The sequence below is a fragment of the Paenibacillus sp. J22P51 genome, assembly GCF_059692215.1.
Map to the genome: position 1 here is coordinate 188,700 of NZ_JCAUAZ010000002.1, position 21,901 is coordinate 210,600.

Sequence of the window (21,901 nt, forward strand, 5' to 3'; positions counted from 1 at the left end):
ACTGTTGACACATACTAAACTCAGGAGACTTAACATATGGCGACCCAACTGCCTTCATCCTTACGAATTCTAGATCGTTCAAATGAAACAGAACCTAAACCTATTTTATATGCATTTGCCTTAGAGGAGCTCTTATGCCGAGCGATCGGGAAGACAGCTCCTGCAATCCTACATATTTGGCGGCACCCGCGTGCGTTCGTTATGGGGTTAAGAGATAGCAGGCTCCCTAACGCAGCGCAAGCAGATGAATGGCTGCGAAGTCAAGGCTATGATACAGCTGTGCGTAATTCTGGAGGAGCAGCTGTGCCTTTAGATGCGGGAGTCGTGAATATGTCCTTGCTCCTTCCGAAGGAAGCCGGAGACATGGAGCATCGCAAGGATTTCGATCTCATGGTGGACTTGATCAGACATGTGATGGCTTCTATCACGGATCGTATTGATCAAGGTGAGATCATCGGCTCCTTTTGCCCAGGAGAATTCGATCTGAGTATTGGCGGCCGTAAATTTTGCGGAATCGCACAGCGCAGACAACAGCTGGCCATTTCAGTACAAGCTTTCTTGATCGTAGAAGGTCGCGGCGAGGAGAAGGGTGCTTTAGCCAGAGGATTTTACGAGAGAGCCGCATTGTCAGCAACCAAGCATGACTATCCAATTGTCTCGCAAGAAAGTATGTCGAGCTTAGCAGAATGCTTGCACGTACCGATAACAGCGGGGCAATTTGTGGAGCAGTTGCGACAGGTATTGGGCAAATCAGGGATTCAGTTCAGCCAAGCTTCAGAAATCGCTGGATATCCCACTGAATCCCAGGTGCATGACATGATCGCTTTGATGAAGGAACGCTATGCCATCTCATCCTAAAAAATAATGAAGCGCGGCTGGCAGTTCAACTTGCCAAAAACCCCATATATGCTTGCCAGGTTTCTCTATATAGTGAAGCGTGGCATTTTTGTCTTGTAAAAAAGTGTGTGTTAGTCTGTTTTCTCGGACGAAGTCGAAGGTGCCGCGCTCCGTTGTCACGTCTGTTTCATCTGTTCCAATCAACATATAAAGCTCTAGCCACGATAAGTCGTCTTCTTGCTTAATTCTTTCGCGAGTGATGTCGAAAAATGCGCCTGACAAGGATATAACTCGGCAAAAAAGGCTAGGATAATCTAAGGCGAGATGCAAGGAAACTGTGCCTCCAAGCGAATCACCTGCAAGAATGCGTTCAGTTCGCTCCGTGCGGACTGGATAACGGCTTTCTACATAAGGGAGCAGCTCATCTGCGAAGAATTGACAGTAGGTATCGTGACGCTCCCCTTCAGGCGCATATTCGGAGGTTCGATTCGTGATATTCACGTCGACGCCTACAACGATGGCAGGCTCCAGATCCTCATCTAGGATTAACCTTGTAAGGGTTGTAGCAATTCGACCGAAATTAAAGAACTGTTCACCATCTTGACAGTAAATTACTGGATAGGATAGCAGTTCGTTATAGCCAGGGGGGAGATAGATCCGCAGGGGACGAATTTCTCCGAGCAGGCTCGAGGTTATTTCATCTTTTACAATAGTACGCTTGTATAAACGGGAGTCATCTGACATTGTGGATCTCCTTCACAAATGGGGTAGGTGTATTATAGCAGTTATTGTTTCCCTTTAAACTGTATTATATATTTTGTTAAACTGTACTATTCACAGACAGTAAAAAAGGTGAGATACCCCGTCGTTGCTGGTGTACAATTCACCAAAACAGGATTATAATAATACTATAACAGAAGTCCAGATAGTAGGCACCAAAATCATATAAGAGGTGAAATGGTATGAGTAAGCCACTTGTCAGCCAAGCAAATTATGAAGTGACCACAGAAAAGGTTGAGCCATTGCAGGTTCTTGCTCCAGACGGCACAGTCGTAAATCCCGATAAAATGCCTAAGCTTAGCGATGCGCAATTAAAAGAATTAATGAGAAGAATGGTATTCACACGCGTATGGGATGAAAGAGCAGTTAATCTAGGTCGTCAAGGCCGTCTTGGTTTCTATGCACCAGTTTCTGGTCAAGAAGCATCCATGATTGGCAGCGAATTCGCTCTGAATAAAGACGATTTCATTTGCCCAGGTTACCGCGATATGCCGCAATTGGTATGGCACGGCCTTCCGCTATATCAAGCTTTCTTGTATTCCCGTGGTCATCAACATGGCGGACAAATTCCGCAAGATGTTCACGTACTTATGCCGCAAATTATTATCGGCGCACAAATTCTTCACGCAACAGGCGTAGCAATGGCTTTCAAAAAGCGCAACCAACCGCGTGTAGCGATTACGTACACAGGTGACGGTGGAAGCTCCGAGGGCGATTTCTACGAAGGCATGAACTTTGCAGGAGCATTTAAGCTGCCTGTCATTTATTTTGTTCAAAACAATGGTTATGCAATTACAACTCCTTACTCGAAGCAAACAGGAGCACTTTCTGTTGCACATAAATCTGTTGCTGCTGGTATCAAAGGCGTGCAAGTAGACGGCATGGACGTTCTAGCTGTTGTTCAAGCGGTTACTGAAGCGGCTGAAAGAGGACGCAGAGGCGAAGGCGCTACGTTGATCGAAGCATTGACATACCGTTTCCGTCCGCATTCCTTGGCGGATGATACAACGAAATACCGTACGAAAGACGAAGAGTCTGATTGGGAGCCAAGAGATCCGCTTACACGTATGCGTTTGTTCTTGACCAAAAAAGGCCTTTGGAGCGAAGAAGAAGAAGCTCAAGTGAAGGAAGAAGCGAAAGCTACTGTTGCTGAGCACATCAAAAAAGCAGAAGAAACAGAGAAAATGACAGTCGCTGGTTTGATCGACTCCATGTTCGAAGTAACACCTTCACATTTGGAAGAACAAAAAGAATCGTATAAATAGAGAGTGAACGTTCGATACAAGTTTTAACTTTAGGAGGCACAGAGTAGTCATGGCACAAATGACAATGATTCAAGCGATAAAAGACGCGATGCGCGTAGAATTAGAAAGAGATCCTAATGTTATTTTGTTCGGCGAAGACGTTGGTAATGTTGGTGGCGTGTTCCGTGCGACAGAAGGTTTGCAAAAAGAATTCGGCGAAGAGCGTGTATTCGATACGCCTCTAGCTGAGTCCGCAATCGGTGGACTTGCTGTAGGTCTTGGTGTACAAGGCTTCCGTCCAATTGCTGAAATCCAATTCGTAGGTTTCATTTACGAAGCACTTGACCAAATTTGCGTGCAAGCAGCTCGTATGCGTTACCGTTCCGGCGGTCGTTATAACTCCCCAATCGTGTTCCGTACACCATTTGGCGGCGGCGTTAAAGCAGCTGAGCTTCACACAGATGCACTTGAAGGCTTGTTAGTTCAAACACCAGGAATTAAAGTTGTTGTTCCTTCCAACCCTTACGATGCGAAAGGGCTTCTAATTGCTGCTATTCGCGATAATGACCCTGTATTCTTCATGGAGCATTTGAACTTATACCGTGCATTCCGCGGTGAAGTACCAGAAGGCGAATACACCGTAGAACTGGGCAAAGCAAATGTTGTTAAAGAAGGATCAGACGTAACGATCATTACTTACGGCGCAATGGTTCACACATCCATGAAAGCCGCTGAAGAAATCGAAAAAACAGAAGGCGTGAAAGTCGAAGTTATCGACCTTCGTACACTTCTTCCACTTGATATCGATACAATTGTAACTTCCATTAAGAAAACGAATCGCGCGATTATCGTTCAAGAAGCGCAAAAAACATCTGGTGTAGCTGCAGAGGTTATTGCTCAAATTAACGAAAAAGCGATTCTACATCTGGAAGCTCCGGTTCTGCGTATTGCACCACCAGATACCGTTTATCCATTCGCACAAATCGAAGATGCTTGGTTGCCAAGTCCAGCAAGCGTTATTGCTGGAATTAAGAAAGTACTTGAATTTTAATTCACCCAGTCGAAGGTAACAGGAGGTCGTACACGTGGCATTGTTTGAATACAAGTTCCCAGAGCTTGGTGAAGGCATACATGAAGGCGAGATCGTGAAAATGTTAGTTAAAGCGGGTGATACCGTAACTGACGAAACGATTCTTATGGAAGTACAAAATGATAAAGCTGTCGTTGAGGTTCCTTGTCCTGTTGAAGGCAAGATCGTCAGCGTTGCCGTCAAAGATGGACAAGTCTGCACGATCGGTGAACTCGTGATGACGATTGAAGTCACAGGCGAGATGCCTGCTGCTTCCATGCATCACGGATCCAGCCACGCGGCACCAGCCGTGGCTGTAGCAACACCGCCTGCAGCTCCAGCAGCAGCGGTAGCAGTTGCAACACCAGCTGCTCCAGCAGCAGCTGTACCAGCACCGGCCGCGCCAAGCACTGGCGCGGGCCGCGAAGTGCTTGCGACGCCTAGCGTGCGCAAGCTGGCAAGAGAGAAAGGCATCACACTCGCAGAGGTGACGCCTACAGGGAAGCACGGCCGCGTAACACGCGAGGACGTGCTAGGCTTTGGTGGAGCTGGCACAGCCGCTCCAGCAGCGGTTGAAGCAGCTGCTCCAGTAGCAGCTGGCACTGATGACGCACCTGCCGCAAGCACGCAGGTAGTTGGAACTGGCGATCGCGTCGAAGAACGGATTCCGTTCAAAGGCATCCGTAAACTCATCGCGAACGCGATGGTTAAATCCGTGTACACGGCTCCGCACGTGACATTGATGGATGAGATCGACGTATCGGCACTCGTCGCTTTACGCGAGCGTACGAAGCCGCTCGCAGAGAAAAAAGGCGTGAAATTGACATACCTTCCGTTCATCGTGAAGGCGTTGGTTGCAGCTTGCCGTCAATTCCCGATCATGAACGCTATGATCGACGAAGAGAAGCAAGAAATCGTCTACAAAAAGTACTACAATATCGGAATCGCAACAGATACAGAAAACGGCTTGCTGGTTCCTGTTATCCATGATGCTGACCGTAAAAACGTATGGTCAATCGCTTCTTCGATCAAAGATTTGGCTACTCGCGGACGCGATGGCAAATTGGCGGCGAATGAGTTGAAAGGCAGCACAATCTCCATCACGAACATTGGCTCAGTTGGCGGTATGTTCTTCACACCGGTTATCAACTTCCCTGAAGTTGCGATCCTAGGTGCAGGCCGTATCACCGAGAAACCAGTTGTGAAAAATGGACAAATCGTTGCCGCACACGTTATGGCGCTTTCCTTAAGTTTCGATCACCGTATCGTAGACGGAGCGACAGCACAAAGCTTCTTGAACTACATCAAACAGCTTCTGGCTGATCCAGAGCTTCTCGTCTTGGAGGTGTAACAGCATGGTAGTAGGAGATGCTTCTTTAGATATAGATTTATTGGTCATCGGTGCAGGCCCTGGCGGTTACGTAGCCGCCATTCGGGCTGCTCAACTTGGCCAAAGCGTACTTATTGTTGATAAAGACGCATGGGGCGGCGTGTGTTTGAACCGCGGCTGTATCCCTTCCAAAGCTCTGATTTCTGCAGCGCATACGTATGAGCACGCTCAGCATGCGGACAGCATAGGGATCTCCGTAGAGAACGTGAAAGTGGACTTTACGAAGGTACAAGCTTGGAAAAACAGCATTGTTGCCAAACAAACAGGCGGCGTAAGCGCATTGCTGAAAGGCAACAAGATTCAAACGTTCCAAGGTGAAGCGATGTTTATCAACGAGCACGAAGCACGTGTGTTCAATGATGCAGAAGCACCGCGTTACCGCTTCAAAAACTGTATTATCGCAACGGGCTCCCGTCCGATCGAGTTGAAAGCTTTCCCTTACGGTGGAAGAATCATCTCTTCAACAGAAGCTTTGAACTTGCCTGAGATTCCGAAAAGCATGATCGTTATCGGCGGTGGCTATATCGGGATCGAGCTTGGTCAAACGTATGCGAAATTCGGTACAAAAGTTACCGTGTTGGAAGGCTCTGATCATGTGCTTCCAGGCTTCGAGAAAGAATTGACGAAGCTTGTTGCTAAGAACCTAGAGAAAGTTGGCGTAGAAGTTCATACCGAAGCGTTAGCACAATCCTGCACAAAAACAGACAACGATGTTACGGTTACTTTCACAGTTAAAGGTGAAGAAAAGCAAGTCACTGCAGATTACGTTCTTGTAACTGTAGGTCGTCGTCCGAACACAGACGGCGAGCTTGGTCTAGACCTAATTAACTTGAAAATGACAGATCGCGGTCTAATTGAAGTCGATAACCAAGGTAGAACAAGTATTCCTCACATTTTCGCAATTGGTGATGTTGTTCCAGGTCTTTCCTTGGCTCACAAAGCTTCCTATGAGGCAAAAGTGGCGGCTGAAGCGATTGCTGGTCATGCAAGTATCGTTGATTACAAAGCGATGCCTGCTGTTGTATTCTCCGATCCGGAAATCGCAGGCGTAGGTCTAAGCGAAACCGAAGCCAAAGCGCAAGGTATCAATGTTACGATTGGTAAATTCCCTTACGCGGCTAACGGACGCGCGAACTCTTTGAACGCCAATCAAGGCTTTGTGAAGCTTGTCGGCGACAAAGAAACGGGCCAATTGCTCGGTGGTCAAATCGTAGGTCCAGAAGCTTCAAACTTGATCGGTGAGCTTGCGCTTGCGGTTGAGATGGGCGCTAATCTGGAGGACATCGCACTTACGATTCATGCACATCCAACATTGACTGAAATGATCATGGACGCTGCTGAAGGTGCGCTTGGACACCCGATTCACCAGCTTGGCAAATAATTATTAGTTATTAACGGTATTCCATGCCTTTAGATAAAAGTCCCGAGAGTTCGGCTGCAAAGCCACTCTACGGGACTCTTTTAATTGACGCTCCTAATCGGCTGCTTATATAATTTGGAGAGCAAGTCATGCACGCCATAACGTTGGGAGCGTTGAACATGAATACCTCGAAACCGATCATCATCGGCCATCGCGGCGCAATGGGTGAAGCGCCAGAGAATACGTTGGCTTCTTTTGCATTAGCTTTAAAACAAGGCGCACAGGCGATTGAGCTGGATATTCATATCACGAAGGATGATATAATCGTCGTATGCCACGACGGAACGTTAGATCGGACATCGAATGGTTCAGGACGCATTTGCCAGCACAATTGGAAAGATATTAAAATGCTAGACGCCGGAGCTTGGTTTTCGGAGAAGTTCAAAGGGGAACGCATTCCGCTGCTTAGTGAGGTATTCGATATCATGCCGCGTGGAACGCTCATTAATGTGGAAGTGAAGGATGCCTATGAGGGACGGATAGAGAAAGAGTTACTTGCGTTTATGCGTGCTGCCAAGCGATACGAGGATGTGGTTGTTTCTTCTTTTGACCATAAAGTCATTCAGCGGTTAAAAAGGGCAGAACCTAAACTGAAAGTAGGCTTGCTGTATGAAGCGAACTTATCCAATCATGCAGCGTATGCGAAGCAAGTGGGCGTAGATGTCTACTCCTTGCATCCGTATTTTCGCCACATTGCAAAAGAGGATGTTGCTTTGGCAAAGGCCGCTGGCCTTGCTGTTTACCCCTATACCGTTAATGCGTTATCCGATTACAAAATGATGGTTGAAGCTGGCGTATCCGGCATTATTACGAATTACCCTGGCAGGCTGAAAGCCTATTTGAATACTTAGTTCATAATTAATAGACCTTGGCCTATATGTGCTGAGGTCTTATTTCTTTTTCCTGCATACAATGAACTATTGATAGACGCGAAAGAGATACCAATAGGGGGAGTTCCCATGTTCAAATGGATGTTCGTTACGCTAGTAAAGCTGTTACTTCCGTGCTTGCGTCTGTTTGTGTTGTTCGCTTTTAAGGTGAAAGTGACAGGCATGGAGAATCTCGTATTGACGGGAAAAACGGTACTAATCCCGAATCACGTATCGTTGTTGGATGCGGTGCTGCTTGCTTTGATTTTGCCAAAAGATGCGGCATTTGTTGTGAATACGAATATAGCAAAGCGATTTGCATGGGTGCTCCTATTCAGGGCGCATATCACGGTTGATACAGCGAATCCATATGCCGTTCGCAAAATGTTGAAAACGATACAAAGTGGAACACCGCTTGTCATTTTCCCTGAAGGGCGTATCACGACGACAGGCGGAATGATGAAAATATACGGAGGCATCGGATACATTGCGCTACGAGCTCAGGCTCGAATCGTGCCGATCGCCATCCAAGGTCTAGAGTATTCGAAGTTATCCTATTTGCGAGGGAAAATTAAGCAACGGTGGTTTCCTCCCGTGCACATTGCGTTTGGCGAAGCTTTTCATGTACCAGCAGGAGATGAGCGCTTTACGAAAAAAGTTCAAAAGGAGCAGGCGACGGAAGCTATTCGCAATAAACTGTTGATTCACTTGCTCGAAAGCCGGCTCCAGCCTGAGATCAACTTATTCAACGAGTTGCTGTCGGCAGCTCGAAGGCACGGTCAAGCCACGGTCATCGTTGAAGATGTCGTGAGTAATTCCGCTTTGACGTATCGGAAGCTGCAATTGTCTAGCTATACACTGGCAGTCAGGTTGGGAAAGCTGCTGGCAGGGCAAAAGCGAGTAGCCCTTCTATTACCAAATGCCGCGGGGCATGTAGTGACATTATTTGCGCTGTACCGATTAGGCATCACGCCAGCGATACTGAATTACTCAGCCGGACGGCAGGCTATGCTGGACGCTTGTGAAACTGCAGAAGTAAAAACTGTTCTGACGTCTAGGGTGTTTATCGAGAAGGCAGGTCTTTCCGAGTTTATCCTCGGAGCTAGCGGTTCCTTCTCCATTATTTATCTCGAGGACGTAAAGGAAGAGCTAAACTTGCAAGAGAAGTTGGCTGGTGTGTTTCACTTTTTGCTGCGGAAGAAAGGGCCAGTGGCTCCTGGTCGGAATGAGGTTGTTCTCTACACCTCAGGTAGTGAAAGTAAACCCAAGGGTGTCGTTCTGACGCACCGTAATATATACGCGAATATTCAGCAGGCGAGGCTTGTAATCGCTTTTAATAGTTCGGATATTGTCCTGGGTAGTATGCCTATGTTTCATTCGTTTGGTTTGACGGCGGGGACGATGCTCCCGATTCTTACGGGAGTGAAGTTGGTGTTATATCCCAATCCCTTGCATTACAAGGTCATTCCAGAGCTCGTGTATGATCGGAATATTACGATTCTATTCGGTACATCAACGTTTCTAGGGGCATATGCAAGGACCGCTCATCCTTATGATTTTGCCCATTCGTTGCGATATGTTGTTGCGGGTGCTGAGCGGTTGAAGGAAGAAGTTCGCCAAGCTTGGCAAGATAAATTCGGGATTCGAATTTTGGAGGGCTATGGTACGACGGAGACGACGCCTGTTATTTCTCTGAACACGCCGATGCATGGGAAGAAAGGCTCAGTCGGCAAATTGCTCCCTGGAATTGAAGCCATTGTTGAAGAGGTGGAAGGGATTGCGACGGGGGGACATTTACGTGTCAGAGGTCCGAATGTTATGAAGGGGTACTTGATTCATAGTAAGGGCTTTGTACCAGCCGCCGAGTGGTATAGCACTGGAGATATTGTTACTTTGGATGATCAAGGGTACTTGTTCATTCAAGCACGTTTGCAGTCTTTTGCCAAAATAGGCGGGGAAAAGGTATCGCTTCTCATGGTCGAAGAGCTCGTATCAAGGAGCTTGGCGGCACCTGCGGTATGCGCTGCGGTACATGTGCCGGATCGACGAAAGGGCGAGCGAATTATTGTGTATCATACGAGTAAAGTGAGCCCTCTCGAAGTGCTTCGCGATTCGATGAGACTTGAGGGGCAACCCGCAATTTACATGCCATCTGAGTTTCGGTATATCGAGAAGCTGCCGTTACTCGGGAGTGGGAAGATTGACTATGTGACACTGAAACAGTGGGCGCTGCTGAAAGGTTATGGGGTTGGAAATGGAGATGGAGATGGAGAAACACCCACAGCTTAAGCTGTGGGTGTTGATCGAATGACGGAAATAGCCGCAGGAATAAGTTCGATTTGTAGCGGAGTGGAGCCAGCGAACTCCCCGTCCGCTTGGACAAGCAAGGATTTCTCAGTGCGAATGGATATCGATTTCCCTTTATAAAAAGATACAGCAGGATGTTCCGTATGCTTACCTTGATACACCGTGAAAAGAACAGGCAGGAGACGGAACCGGCCTTTACTTTGAATGACAACCACATCTGCCACGCCGTCTGTTGGACTTGCTGTCGGACAAATTTGAATCGAACCTCCGTAAAAAGGGATATTCGCAACGGCTGTCAACCACATATCAGGCAGCTGGTTAACTCTGCCGTCTACTTCTAACCAAGCTGTGGAAGGTTGATAGGTTGCGAACACCCGGAGTATTGAAATGAAATAGGATAGTTTACCTAGTCCTAGGCGGTTTAAGAGCTTTTTGTAGCTGGCTTCGTTCGTAATTTTAGCGACCATCCCGTCAAATCCTGCGCCAATGCTATTTACAGCCACTCGGTTGTGTTTGGCATGCAGCAGATCAATTTGTACTATACTCGGGGCAGTTAAGGCGATTTGAAGGGCTTCCAGCGGATGATTTGGTATGCCATAGGCTTTGGCAAAATCATTGCCTGTACCCGCTGGAATAACCGCGATGGGGCAAGTTACGCCTTTCTTTTGAAGCTGCCAAACACCACCTGCCACCTCATGAATGGTACCATCGCCACCAATAATGATAATACGCTGAACGTGATGCTCTTGAATTAGGGATATGGCGTGCTGCGTCGCTTCACCTGCTTGGGTCGTTAGTTTTGCTAGATAAGAGATTTGATGCGCTTGGAGGTGATCTCGAATTCCTGCCCAAATTTTAGCACCTCTGCCATTTCCTGAAAGCGGGTTCACGATGATTCCGATTGATTCCATGGATATTTGCCCCTAATCGTTTTGATGAAGTGGAAGAAGTATTTTGTAAATGAAATGAAATGATTGCTGTATAAAGGTTGTTGACGAATTTTGTCTTTACATAAGGGGTACTGTTTTGTAAAATAAACCATAGGTAAATTAAATAATTTTGTGTTAGGTTTTGTTACATAAGACTATCAGCTTTGTGATTTACACTCGGGGGGAGAATGGGTAACTTTGAAATCCAAAACGATATTGAGCAGCATGAGTAGTACGGCAAAGCCGAACGTCAACCTGTCTATCCTTCGTAATCTTAAACTACGTTTTAAATTGCTGTTGATGAATGCGATAGCGATCTTATTCTTATTAATTGTAGGTATTACTGGTTATCATTATATGGACAAGATGTCTAGTAACTCTACTAGAATGTACGAGGAAAGTCTGCTATCTGTCAAATGGATTAATCAATTAAAAACAAATTTCAATGAAACCGAATCAAATTTGCTAGAAATGATGTTGTCCACCGATGTGAAATATAAGGCCAAGCTCAAAGCTAAGTTAGATGAGAACTCGGGTACCAATAAAGATTTAGTTACAAAAATAGCAGGGATTGCACTGAATGAGGAAGAAGCTGGAGCCTTCAAAAGCTTCGAGGAACTGAATCTGAAATATCGTGAGGTCGTTGTAAAAACCATCGATCAAGCGACGCAGAATAATCAAGTTGCTTATCAGGTCTACAACAATGAAGTATCTCCTCAAGGTGATAAAACGGTAGAAGCATTAGATAAGCTAGTTGGGCTCAAGGAATCCGCGGCGGAGCAATTCCAGAAATCGAGTACGACTGATTCCGCGATTTCACATTGGGTCATTATTTTAACGATCATTATCGCAATTGTTGTGATGACTTTGGGCGCATTGGCTCTAAACATGATCATCTCCACGCCGATTCGCAGACTCCAAGAAAACATGGAAAAAGCAGCCGGTGGTAATCTAGCTGTTAAAGGGGATTACCCTTATGACGATGAGGTTGGTAAATTAACCAATTCCTTCAATGTCATGACGGAGAGCTTGCGCAGCTTAGTTATGCAAATCTCCGATAACGCGCTAACCCTTTCGGCAAGTTCAGAAGAGCTTCTTGCAAGCTCGGAGCAAAGCTCTTTGGCAGCGAAACAGGTTGCTACTTCAAGCCAACAGCTGTCGGAGGATTTCGATAAGCAATTTGCTGGTGTGACGCAAGCCAACGAGGCAGTTGGTCTTATGCTGACAAGTACGAAGCAAATTGATGAGTCTGCGCAAGTGGTGGCCACTCTCGTGAATCAAGCGACGCGAGCAGCTCAGAATGGGAAACAATCCGTAGTTTCTATCGCTGGTCAAATGTCTGAGATATCTGAAGCGGTTCGTGACGTTAACGTGGTCATTGAAGCTTTGGGGAAAAATGCACACAAAATCGGTGAAATCGTTAATGTTATTAACGAGATTTCAACACAAACGAACCTGCTTTCGTTGAACGCTGCGATTGAGGCAGCGCGCGCTGGGGAAGCTGGACGTGGCTTCGCAGTTGTTGCTGGGGAAGTACGTAAGCTTGCGGAGCAGTCATCTACATCGGCACGAAACATTACGGATCTAGTATCGACGATCCAAAGACAGATCAATCAAGCGGTAAGTTCCATGCATACAGGTGCAGGAAAAGTAAAAGAGGGATTGATAATTTCCGAGGAAGCGCAGGAATCGTTCGTACATATCGAGACTTCTGTCGAGAAGGTAAATACGAAAGTGGAAGATGTGAATCGGAACATTCACCAACTCGTGGATGCGAACTTGCGCATCGAGCAGGTGATGCGCATTGTGAGCTCCGTTTCGGAGACGGGTATTTCCGTCAGCCAGGAGACATCCGCTGCGAGTCAGCAGCAAATGTCCACCACGGAGGAAATCGAGAATTCCGCGAAGTCCTTGGCTGGACTGGCGGAGGAGTTGCAAATTTCGTTGCAGAAATTTAAGGTGTAGAGAGAACCCGCGGGCATTGTGCCTGCGGTTTTTTTTTGAATAGTTGCTGTAGCGGTGAAAAACATGCTTACAGCGTGAGAACGTCAGAAGTTCGCCGTCGAGATAGCTGTAGCGGTGAAAAACACGCTTACAGCGTGAGGACGTCGAGAAATCCGCCGTCAAAATAGCTGTAGCGTGAAAAACACGCTTACAGCGTGAGAACGTCAGGAAGTCCGCCGTCAAGATAGCTGTAACGGTGAAAAACACGCTTACAGCGTGAGAACGTCGAGAAGTCCGCTGTCGAGATAGCTGTAACGGTGAAAAACACGCTTAAAGCGTGAGGACGTCGAGAAATCCGCCGTCAAGATAGCTGTAGCGGTGAAAAACACGCTTAAAGCGTGAGGACGTCGAGAAATCCGCCGTCAAGATAGCTGTAGCGGTGAAAAACACGCTGAAAAGCGTGAGAACGTCAGGAAATCCGCCGTCTAGATAGCTTTAGCTGTCACTCAACAGGTTATCCCATCAACTGTTGTAACACTTCAGTTGAGGACGGTAGTATTTTATCCGTTGAGTTCCTTTCCCGACGCTTTCAAGGATCTTTTTCTCATGCATGACCTTGAGTAGCTGTCGAGCTTTCTGCTCTTTAATGGACAATACCTGACACACATCTTGAATGGTTAGGGATGTCTCTATGTTTAGAGCACAACGTAAAATTTCCTTCTCCAAATAATTAATGGGGATGGGTGAAAGGTTTGTCATGCCAAGATAGCGCCCCATGAATTGTTGTAGGACTTGTTGACACATGCGGGGGCGCTCTTTGACATCGTCGTAGGAGAAACGAAGTATTCTCCAGCCATCGATGATGAGGTGGTTCTGGCGAATCAACTGATCCGAGAATTGGGAGCGGCTAATTTGCGAGGCGTGAGTCACGAAACCATCAATTTCGATGGCAAGTTTGAGGGTGTGTTTAAGAAAAGCGAAGTCAATGAATCGCTTGCCATCCCGAAAGTCTTTAATTTCATATTCTGGATGAAGATCGACAAAACTTTTAAAGGCAGGCCACCAAACCTGCTCGAGAAATAATTTTTCAGCATGACCATGGCCATCTAAAAGCCTTCGAAGTGGCTCTCCTTTCCGATTAGATGAGTGATAATTGATAAATCCAAGATGCGCTAGTTCAAAAGATCGTTCCATATAACCGCCTCCATGAAATAAATAAGCCGCTTTTCACGATCAGCCAAGGCTGAACTTGAAAAGCGGCGTGTGCTTCACGACCAAATTTAGGTGAAACATATACTCTCAAGATTATAGCGGAAAAATTGAATATTTGGAAGATAAAGTGAATTCACGACATAATACCAATGATTGTTCTTTCCGTATCATTCCTCGCACACCCGCCGTATATCACCACCGTATTGACACGCATGTACAATTATTATATAATATTAAAGTTGATTGAAATGAAAACATATAAACACTTCATATTTAGCCTCATTTACCCCACACGAACGATTAGCGAGAAGAAAGTAACCCCCTCTCCTTGTTTGTTTTTCTCCCAATGCGCAATCCATCAGCTCATTTATGGTAAACCCGAGGCAACGTAAGTGTTTCGGCAGTAAGTGTTTGTAACGCAATTCGCACTGGCGCGGTCATTGGAGCCGCAAGGATGAAAGAGAGGTAGGGCTTTCATTGTTTTGATTCCAACACATGAATTACGCAATTTCATAGAGATCAATTGATGTTAGATAAATCGTTTTCGTGCTGATGAGGTGCGGGAACGATTTTTTATGTTGTTCATGGATGATCATTTACATGTGGATATTCTTTTGGATTGCAGTTTTCTGAGAGAAAGCGTCAAATTGCTGGTGAATCTTGCTCTGTTCCTTTACAATAAAATCAAATCAACCAAAGGTTTGTTAATGATAGCTTGGGTCTTTGTTAAAATGATAGCTTGTATTTTTTTTCACGATACCAGGGGTAATGACCGAGCTACTACATAAAGAAAGAGGCGTAGAACCGATGGCAGAACAGAGCTTTGTGCTCAAGGCAACATGGACAGGCGGTCTGGATGGAACTGGACATATTCAGGCGGGGAGACTCTCAACGCCAATTTCCGTGCCTAGTGAATTTGACGGGCCAGGCGTTGGATCGAATCCAGAAGAAATGCTGCTAGGTGCCGCGGCAACCTGCTATATCATCACGTTAGGCACGTTGCTCCAGCGAACAGGTATCGTATCCCTTGAGCTCAACTCCCACATCTACGTACAGAATCGACCAACGATGAAAGTAAATGCGATTATTCACCGTCCGCTTATTGCTGTGCCGCCTCAAACGACGGAAGCGCAAATTGATAAAATAAGCAAAGCCGCATTCCGCGCCGAACAAACCTGTATGATAAGCAAAGCATTGCGAGGCAATGTAACGATTAGCGTTGAGCCAGAGATTCGCATCATGGAAGCGTAGTCGTTGGCTAGTCGGAATGTAATGTGAATGTCTGAGTCTATCTTGAAGGAGAGCAGCGCAGCGATGAATCTGAACAAAAAAGTGTTTATCGGTTTTTTACTATTCATTATCATTCCTTTATTCGTTCTAGGGTCAGCGGTATACACGGTCTCCCAACAGCTTATTGAGAAAAAATATGGTGATTTAACAGAAGTAACGCTGCAAGCGATCTCACGTAATATTTATTACATGTTCAAGGAAGCGAACTATTTCTCCGATTTCTGGATGGTGAAAGATAGCATTCAAGGCATCTATCGTACGATGGAAACGGTGAAGCCGAACACGGACACGCTCTCCTCGTATGATTTGAATACGTTCGATACGCTGCTTCGCGGCTCAATCCTCACGTACTCACCTGTACAGTCAGTTGTCATTTACAACAATGGAGGCAAATCCTTCAGCGCAGGGCGAACGAGCGGAAGTGCGATTCCATGGTCGACGATTCAACAAAGCATGGCCTTCAAACATATTCAGGAGCTGAACGGCAGCCCACTTTGGATTGGACCCTCCGAGTTCAATGAGTTCGGATCTGGCCGAAGCGGGGAGTTTTATCAAGCGCGCATGGTCAAGGATTTCTGGACGATGGATAATCTCGGCTACATGCTGTTGAAATTTAAGTTTAATGAGCTGGATCAGATTTTCAAATCCTTCAACACGAACGAGCAAAGCTCTAAACGCTATTTGCTTGTGAACAAAAATGGTCTCATTTTCTACGATAATAAGCACAATTTTGAAGGTGCGAACGTCCTGCAGCTGATACAGGGGAAGTTGGATTTAGGGCTCAATAATTACAGCTTCCAGGCCAATTTTCAAAACGAAAAAAGCCTCATTTCCCTGTACCATTTAAACATTAATCAGATGGGAGTTCAGGATTGGAGTGTCGTATCCGTAACCTCTTGGAAGTATGTCGCGGGGGAAATTGAGACCATTATGAAGCTCGTAGCGGGAATTACGTTTATTTGTTTGTTCTTTGCACTCGTGTATAACCTCGTCTTCGTAAGACGTATTATTCAATTGATTCTTCGCATGCTGAATTCTATGAAAAAAGTGGAGCGGGGCGATCTGACTACACGCATGGAAGAGAGCGGGAAGGATGAAACCACAGCATTAGCGAGAGGTTTCAACAGCTTAATTGTGCGGGTCGAGGATCTTCTCGAAGAGGTGAAGCTTCAGCAAGACCGCAAAAACAAAGCAGAACTCATGCTGCTGCAAGCGCAGATTAAGCCTCATTTTCTTTTTAATACACTCGAGTCGATCAATGTGCTAGCCATCCAAAACCAAGGTAAGAAAGTCAGTCAGATGGTTATTCGTCTAGGGAATTTGCTGCGGATCGGGATGGAGAATCGGGAAGAGATTACACTGAAGCAAGAGCTTGAGCATCTTCGCAGCTATTTGGAAATCCAGGAGTTTCGTTTTGAGGATCAGTTCCAATACACGATCGAAGCGCCGCAGGAGCTGCTGCATGAGGAGATTTTGAAGTTGACGCTTCAGCCTCTAGTCGAGAACAGCTTGCAGCATGGCTTTGAACCGATTGATTATATGGGCTTGATTTCAGTTAGGGTTGTGGATGAAGGTGACCGCATTGGGCTGTATGTGACAGATAACGGTGTTGGGATTAGTAATGAGAAGCTAGCGAAGTTTCATTATAAAACAGAGTTAGAGACGCCTTTTCATGAAATTTTGGAATCAAATGAAGAGCGGAGAGGGCTTGGCGTAAGTAATGTTGCCGATCGTGTCCGGATTCAATATGGGGAGCATTATGGCATGTTCATTTGTTCGCAAGAAGGCCAAGGAACGACGATGAAGGTTGTAATCCCGAAGAGGAAGAAGGTTAACCAATGAGATTGAAGGCCATATTGGCGGATGATGAGCCTAATATTTTACGCAATCTGCAGGCGGTCATTCCGTGGGGAGAACTTGAAATCGATATTGTAGGCACAGCTAAAAATGGACTTGAAGCCTTGGAGCTCTGTGTTCAGCATATCCCAGACATCGTGATGAGTGATATTCGGATGCCGCAAATGGACGGAATTACGTTTATCCATAAGCTTCGGGAAATGAATGAGGATTGCACTGTGCTGATGGTGACGGGGTATCAGGATTTTGAATATGTGCGTTCACTTCTGAGAGTGGGAGTTAGCGATTATATCCTAAAACCGATCAATTACGAAGAGCTTGAAAACTCGATCCGTAAACTAGCCGTTGAAATTCGAGCCAAAAAACAGATGCAGCAGGAGGAGCTTCTGAAGTGGGGTAAAATCAGAAGCTTGGCTTACGAGAAGATTTTGCAGGATATTATGATGGACTATACAGATATCACTGCGAATACGCAGCTTCCCATTGATCAAGGGGATTTGGAGACGCTGCGTTATGTATTTGCCATTATTGACGTGGATAATTACTCCCAGAAATCACTGCCGTGGTCGGAGCAGGAACGTAAGCTATGGAACTTCGCTGTGCGTAATGTCTTGCAAGATTCTTTGGCGGAAGAGAAGTCGCAGTTCACCGTTCTTCAGATGCGTGAAGGGGAATGGGCTCTGCTCATCACGTGGGAGGAGTCAGTACACGATTCTGTAGAATCGACATGGAGTGACTTAGCTGCAAAGCTGCAACAGAATGTGCTGCAGTCTGTGAAGCTTGGTATCAGTATAGGCTACTTCCCTGAGGCGATAGGCTTGCAACGGCTGGCGGATACCTACAGGAAGCTTCAGCGATTCATGCAGTTGAATCTAGACAAGCAGCAATCCGTGTTTCCCTATAAAGAAAGCAAAGAGTCTGCAGACGCGAATAGCTCGCTGTGGTTCTTGGTGGAAGAAATTGTAACGGGTCTTAAGCAGCTGAACCGTCTCAAAACCGAGGATGCGCTTGATCGTCTGAAATTATTGCTGGAGGGTCTGTCGGAGAGCTCCTTTGCCAGAGCCTATCAGATGATGCATTATTTGATCCTTCATGTACTCCGTGAGCTTCGTGAGATGAATGCCCTCGATAGTCAGGAAGAGGAACAGATATGGCGTGAGCTGGATAAAAGCGAGAGCATCCCGCATTTGCTGCAGGTCATGGTACAACTTGTATCGATTGGGCTGGAGGCTACGAATAAGAAGAAGAATAGTGAGTTACTTATGGCCGCAGCCAAGGAGTATATCCGTTTGAATTATTCGACTGATTTTGGCATTGAGGATATTGCAAGCAGCCTAGGGATTAGCGCTAGTTACTTCAGTTTGTTGTTTAAACAGCATTTTGGGGAAACCTTTGTGGAACACGTGACGAAGCATCGGATGGAGCAGGCGAAATCCCTGTTGCTTCACAGTGACAAAAGCATTACCGACATTGGAAGATGCGTGGGCTACATGGAACGACGCTATTTTACAAAAGTATTTCAGAAGTTTACCGGCGAAATACCTTCCGAGTATCGTGATAAGCGAAAGGAAGGGAACTAGAGGAATTTGCCCCTAGATAAGGAATTTATCTGTCTTTAGTAGGTACAAGGGTTTAATTATACTTAAATGGTAAGCTTAAAGGAGAACCAATTGGATGAGAAAACGAACACTGATGAGTGGGGCGTGTAGCTTAGCTGTCACCGTCATGCTATCGGGATGTAGTATATTGTCGGACAAATCCGATGCACAGAGTGATGCGGCCAGCGGAAAAGGGGCACAGAATGGTCCCATCCTGCTGACAATTCGTCATACACAGGTTAAGGATACACAGAAGAAACGGTTAGCGATGCTGCAAGACGTTGTAAAAGCAACCGAAGCAAAGGTGCCTGGTTTGACGATTACGTTAGATGGTGTTGAGGATAAGGTAAATCGTTTCGAAAAGCTGCGTGCAGAAATGGCAGCGGGAAACCCGCCAGAAATATTTGATCTGTTCGGAGGCACGGATACGAAAGATTATGTGAAGGCGAACAGGCTGCTGGACCTCACACCCATTCTGCAAGAGCTTGGATTAACGGATAAGTTTTATAGTTTTGAAGAGTTCACTGTTAATGGCAAAATCTATGGGATTCCCATGGCTGGCTACGTGGAAGGCCTGTACTATAATAAAAAGATTTTGGCTGAGCAGGGGATCAAGCTGCCCCAAACCTGGGAAGAGCTTGTAGCCGCTGCGGAGAAACTGAAAGCTGCCAAAATTACTCCTTTTGCGATGGCGGCCAAGGATTCCTGGGTTATTAATATGATGATAAATACGATGTGGGTACGCACAGCAGGTGCTGATTCGATCGAAGGATTTTTGAATGGGAGCAAGCATTGGACAGACCCAGAGGTATTGAAAGCTTTTGAACAGTATCAATCGCTCATTCAGAAGGACTATTTCCAAGATGGCAGTCTAGCGCTTGCTTATGCGGAGCAGCAAAATACATTCAGCAGCGGAGTCGCAGCCTTCATGTTTGATGGCAGCTGGGCCAATACACCGCTTCTCGATCCGGAGAAATCCATGATTGCCCGTGATGTCGGTTTCATGAACTTCCCGTCCATGGGTGGACCTGGAGATGGCTATATCAATGGCGGCTGGTCAAATGCCTATGGCTTTTCTCAAAAAGTCACGCCAGAGCAGTTGTTAGCGATCAAGGAATTTATTAAACAAATGTACAATGAATCGATGCAAAAAAGGCAGCTTGTTGAAGAAGGCATGCCTCCGGCGATGAAGCTTCATGATACAAGTCAAGTAAATCCCTTGATCACGGAAATATTGAATGTGTTTGCGGGTAGCAAAGGAACCTTCCCTGCGTTCGATTCACGTATTCAAACGAAAGTTCGGGAGAAGCTTGAGCGAGGTATGCAGGAGCTTCTTGGCGGAAGGACAGACCCAGCCTCACTTATGACTGATTTACAGAAGCAGCAGGAGGCTTCGAATAAAGAAGAAACCCATACCAAATAGTAGTAGGATGACATATGAACAAAATGGGAAGACATGCATGGGCGTATACGCTATTTACCTTGCCGACGCTGCTTATATTCGCGGTATTTTTTATCTACCCGATGTTGATGTCGCTTCGCTATGGATTCACGGAGTGGGACGGCATCAACCCAGCAAGATTCAATGGGCTGGACAATTTCATAACAGCCTTTCAAGATCCTTATTTTTGGATAGCTGTGCGAAATAATATGTATTTCATCGGTTTCTCAATCGGTATCCAGATCCCTATTATTCTGGCGATAGCGCTGCTGGTGAGTAAAATAAAGCGTTGGATCGGGTTTTATAAAACCCTGATTTTCCTTCCCACGATTCTCTCCACTGCGGTCGTTGGTGTGCTTTGGGAGTTTATTTACCATCCGCAGGCGGGGCTGCTTAACCAAGTTTTAGAAGCTGTCGGCTTATCCAGTTGGCAGCATGCTTGGCTGGCTGATGGCGCGACGGCGATGCTCGCCATTTTGATCACAAATGCTTGGCAATGGATGGGGTTCTATGTGGTACTTGTCGTATCTGCGATCTATCAAATTCCAAAACATCTGGTGGAAGCCGCTCAAATTGATGGTGCAGGCAGCATCAGACAGGCCTGGTCCATTATCCTTCCGCTATTGAGGCCCGTCATTTTCGTGATGATCCTCTTATCCATTACTGGCGGCATGAAAGCCATGGACATCGTTGTTGTCATGACTGGTGGAAATCCTTATGGAATTACGGAAGTTATGGCATCCTATATGATAAAAAAAGCTTATCGTATTGGTGAGTATGGCTACGCGAACGGCATTGCTGTGTTAATCCTACTCTTTACCGCCATGCTAACATCCTTGTTTGGCTGGGTTACAAGAAAAGCGGATGAGGTGCGATTATGAGATGGAGCCTCTTACGTCGTGTTTTCCCACATGCGGTACTATTCATCTACATTGGATTGATTTTATTCCCGCTAGGCTGGACGCTAAATTCGTCTTTCAAAACAAATAAAGAAATCATTACTGCGCCATGGTCGTTTCCTTCAGAGCTTTCATTATCGAATTACTGGAATGCGTGGACTGGTGCGCATGTAGGTCACTATTTTATGAATAGTGTGGTCAATTCGACGGTTTCAGCTAGCGTCTCTCTGGCTTTAGGTACGGCAACCGCTTATGCGTTAACTAGAATGTCTTATCCAAAGCTAAGCTTGGTTCTGAAAAGGATACTACTCCTTGCTCTGCTAGTACCTGCCGCGTCCTTACTAGTCCCCTTGTATATGCTTCTTAGGAGCTTGCATCTGTACAACACATCCCTAGCGTTAATCCTTCCCTATGTAACCTTGGGGTTGCCGTGGACGGTATTCATGGTTAGCAGCTTCTTTACGTCGATTCCGAATGAGCTGGAAGAAGCGGGAATCATGGATGGGCTCTCCATTTATGGGCTGTTGTGGCGTGTGATCGTCCCGATTTCCATTCCGTCTCTGTTCACCGTATTTATGCTGAACTTTCTGACGAGCTGGAATGAATTTATTATGGCGAATTTATTTTTAACCAAAGAGAAGCTGCGAACGCTCCCTGTGAGCATGGTAGCCTTCTACGACCAGTTGAATATGAACTATGGTTCCCTATGCGCGGCGATCATGATCAGTATGATTCCCGTTGTAGTGATGTATCTTATCCTGCAAAAAGGCATCATGGATAATATAAAAGCATAACCACTTGATTAAGGAGCGTGT

General features: G+C 46.1%; 17 protein-coding genes. 14 read left to right on the plus strand and 3 right to left on the minus strand.

Annotation, left to right across the window (positions count from 1 at the left end):
* Positions 1-36 precede the first annotated feature (36 nt).
* Entirely contained in the window at positions 37-858 is an 822-nt protein-coding gene (locus AC58QC_RS05650; protein ID WP_497414220.1) for a lipoate--protein ligase family protein, read from the plus strand.
* On the opposite strand, the gene AC58QC_RS05655 is transcribed toward AC58QC_RS05650, so the two are convergent.
* Positions 850-1,581, minus strand: a complete 732-nt coding sequence (locus AC58QC_RS05655; protein WP_497414221.1) for an alpha/beta hydrolase — start codon at positions 1,579-1,581, stop codon at positions 850-852. The two genes, AC58QC_RS05650 and AC58QC_RS05655, sit on opposite strands and share 9 nt — an antisense overlap.
* A 218-nt stretch (positions 1,582-1,799) precedes the next feature.
* Between AC58QC_RS05655 and pdhA the strand changes: the two genes are divergently transcribed.
* The 6 genes from pdhA to AC58QC_RS05685 all read left to right on the plus strand — a co-directional run bounded on the left by pdhA (position 1,800) and on the right by AC58QC_RS05685 (position 9,898).
* On the plus strand, positions 1,800-2,882 hold the full coding sequence (pdhA, locus tag AC58QC_RS05660) for a pyruvate dehydrogenase (acetyl-transferring) E1 component subunit alpha (RefSeq protein WP_497414222.1): 1,083 nt from the start codon (positions 1,800-1,802) through the stop codon (positions 2,880-2,882).
* 49 nt (positions 2,883-2,931) lie between these two features.
* Entirely contained in the window at positions 2,932-3,912 is a 981-nt protein-coding gene (locus AC58QC_RS05665; RefSeq protein ID WP_477589338.1) for an alpha-ketoacid dehydrogenase subunit beta, read from the plus strand.
* Positions 3,913-3,946: 34 nt separating this feature from the next.
* Complete coding sequence (locus AC58QC_RS05670) at positions 3,947-5,281, plus strand: dihydrolipoamide acetyltransferase family protein (RefSeq protein WP_497414223.1); 1,335 nt, start codon at positions 3,947-3,949, stop codon at positions 5,279-5,281.
* 4 nt (positions 5,282-5,285) lie between these two features.
* Positions 5,286-6,701 carry a dihydrolipoyl dehydrogenase gene (gene lpdA / locus AC58QC_RS05675; RefSeq protein ID WP_497414224.1) on the plus strand — a complete coding sequence of 472 codons (1,416 nt, stop codon included), beginning with the start codon at positions 5,286-5,288 and terminating at the stop codon, positions 6,699-6,701.
* A gap of 158 nt (positions 6,702-6,859) precedes the next feature.
* Positions 6,860-7,591: a glycerophosphodiester phosphodiesterase gene (locus tag AC58QC_RS05680; RefSeq protein ID WP_497414225.1), complete on the plus strand. Its 732-nt coding sequence runs from the start codon at positions 6,860-6,862 to the stop codon at positions 7,589-7,591.
* Between the two features lie 108 nt (positions 7,592-7,699).
* Complete coding sequence (locus AC58QC_RS05685; RefSeq protein ID WP_497414226.1) at positions 7,700-9,898, plus strand: AMP-binding protein; 2,199 nt, start codon at positions 7,700-7,702, stop codon at positions 9,896-9,898.
* On the opposite strand, the gene AC58QC_RS05690 is transcribed toward AC58QC_RS05685, so the two are convergent.
* Positions 9,895-10,827 carry a diacylglycerol/lipid kinase family protein gene (locus AC58QC_RS05690; protein ID WP_497414227.1) on the minus strand — a complete coding sequence of 311 codons (933 nt, stop codon included), beginning with the start codon at positions 10,825-10,827 and terminating at the stop codon, positions 9,895-9,897. The two genes, AC58QC_RS05685 and AC58QC_RS05690, sit on opposite strands and share 4 nt — an antisense overlap.
* A gap of 216 nt (positions 10,828-11,043) precedes the next feature.
* On the opposite strand from AC58QC_RS05690, the gene AC58QC_RS05695 reads away from it, so the two are divergent.
* Positions 11,044-12,810 carry a methyl-accepting chemotaxis protein gene (locus AC58QC_RS05695; RefSeq protein WP_497414228.1) on the plus strand — a complete coding sequence of 589 codons (1,767 nt, stop codon included), beginning with the start codon at positions 11,044-11,046 and terminating at the stop codon, positions 12,808-12,810.
* A 501-nt stretch (positions 12,811-13,311) separates the two neighbouring features.
* On the opposite strand, the gene AC58QC_RS05700 is transcribed toward AC58QC_RS05695, so the two are convergent.
* On the minus strand, positions 13,312-13,983 hold the full coding sequence (locus AC58QC_RS05700; RefSeq protein ID WP_497414229.1) for an endonuclease domain-containing protein: 672 nt from the start codon (positions 13,981-13,983) through the stop codon (positions 13,312-13,314).
* 786 nt (positions 13,984-14,769) lie between these two features.
* Here AC58QC_RS05700 and AC58QC_RS05705 point away from each other — a divergent pair.
* The 6 genes from AC58QC_RS05705 (at position 14,770) to AC58QC_RS05730 (ending at position 21,880) form a co-directional block, all read left to right on the plus strand.
* Positions 14,770-15,252 (plus strand): OsmC family protein, encoded by a 483-nt coding sequence (locus AC58QC_RS05705; RefSeq protein WP_497414230.1) that lies wholly within the window; start codon positions 14,770-14,772, stop codon positions 15,250-15,252.
* A gap of 63 nt (positions 15,253-15,315) precedes the next feature.
* Positions 15,316-17,133, plus strand: coding sequence for a cache domain-containing sensor histidine kinase (locus AC58QC_RS05710; RefSeq protein WP_497414231.1), 1,818 nt, complete (start codon positions 15,316-15,318; stop codon positions 17,131-17,133).
* Positions 17,130-18,728, plus strand: coding sequence for a response regulator (locus tag AC58QC_RS05715; RefSeq protein ID WP_497414232.1), 1,599 nt, complete (start codon positions 17,130-17,132; stop codon positions 18,726-18,728). The genes AC58QC_RS05710 and AC58QC_RS05715 overlap by 4 nt, the downstream gene beginning before the upstream one ends.
* Positions 18,729-18,822: 94 nt before the next feature.
* Positions 18,823-20,169 carry an extracellular solute-binding protein gene (locus AC58QC_RS05720; protein ID WP_497414233.1) on the plus strand — a complete coding sequence of 449 codons (1,347 nt, stop codon included), beginning with the start codon at positions 18,823-18,825 and terminating at the stop codon, positions 20,167-20,169.
* Positions 20,170-20,183: 14 nt separating this feature from the next.
* Complete coding sequence (locus tag AC58QC_RS05725; RefSeq protein WP_497414234.1) at positions 20,184-21,068, plus strand: carbohydrate ABC transporter permease; 885 nt, start codon at positions 20,184-20,186, stop codon at positions 21,066-21,068.
* Positions 21,065-21,880, plus strand: a complete 816-nt coding sequence (locus tag AC58QC_RS05730; protein WP_497414235.1) for a carbohydrate ABC transporter permease — start codon at positions 21,065-21,067, stop codon at positions 21,878-21,880. Before AC58QC_RS05725 ends, AC58QC_RS05730 begins: the two co-directional genes overlap by 4 nt.
* Positions 21,881-21,901: the final 21 nt, after the last annotated feature.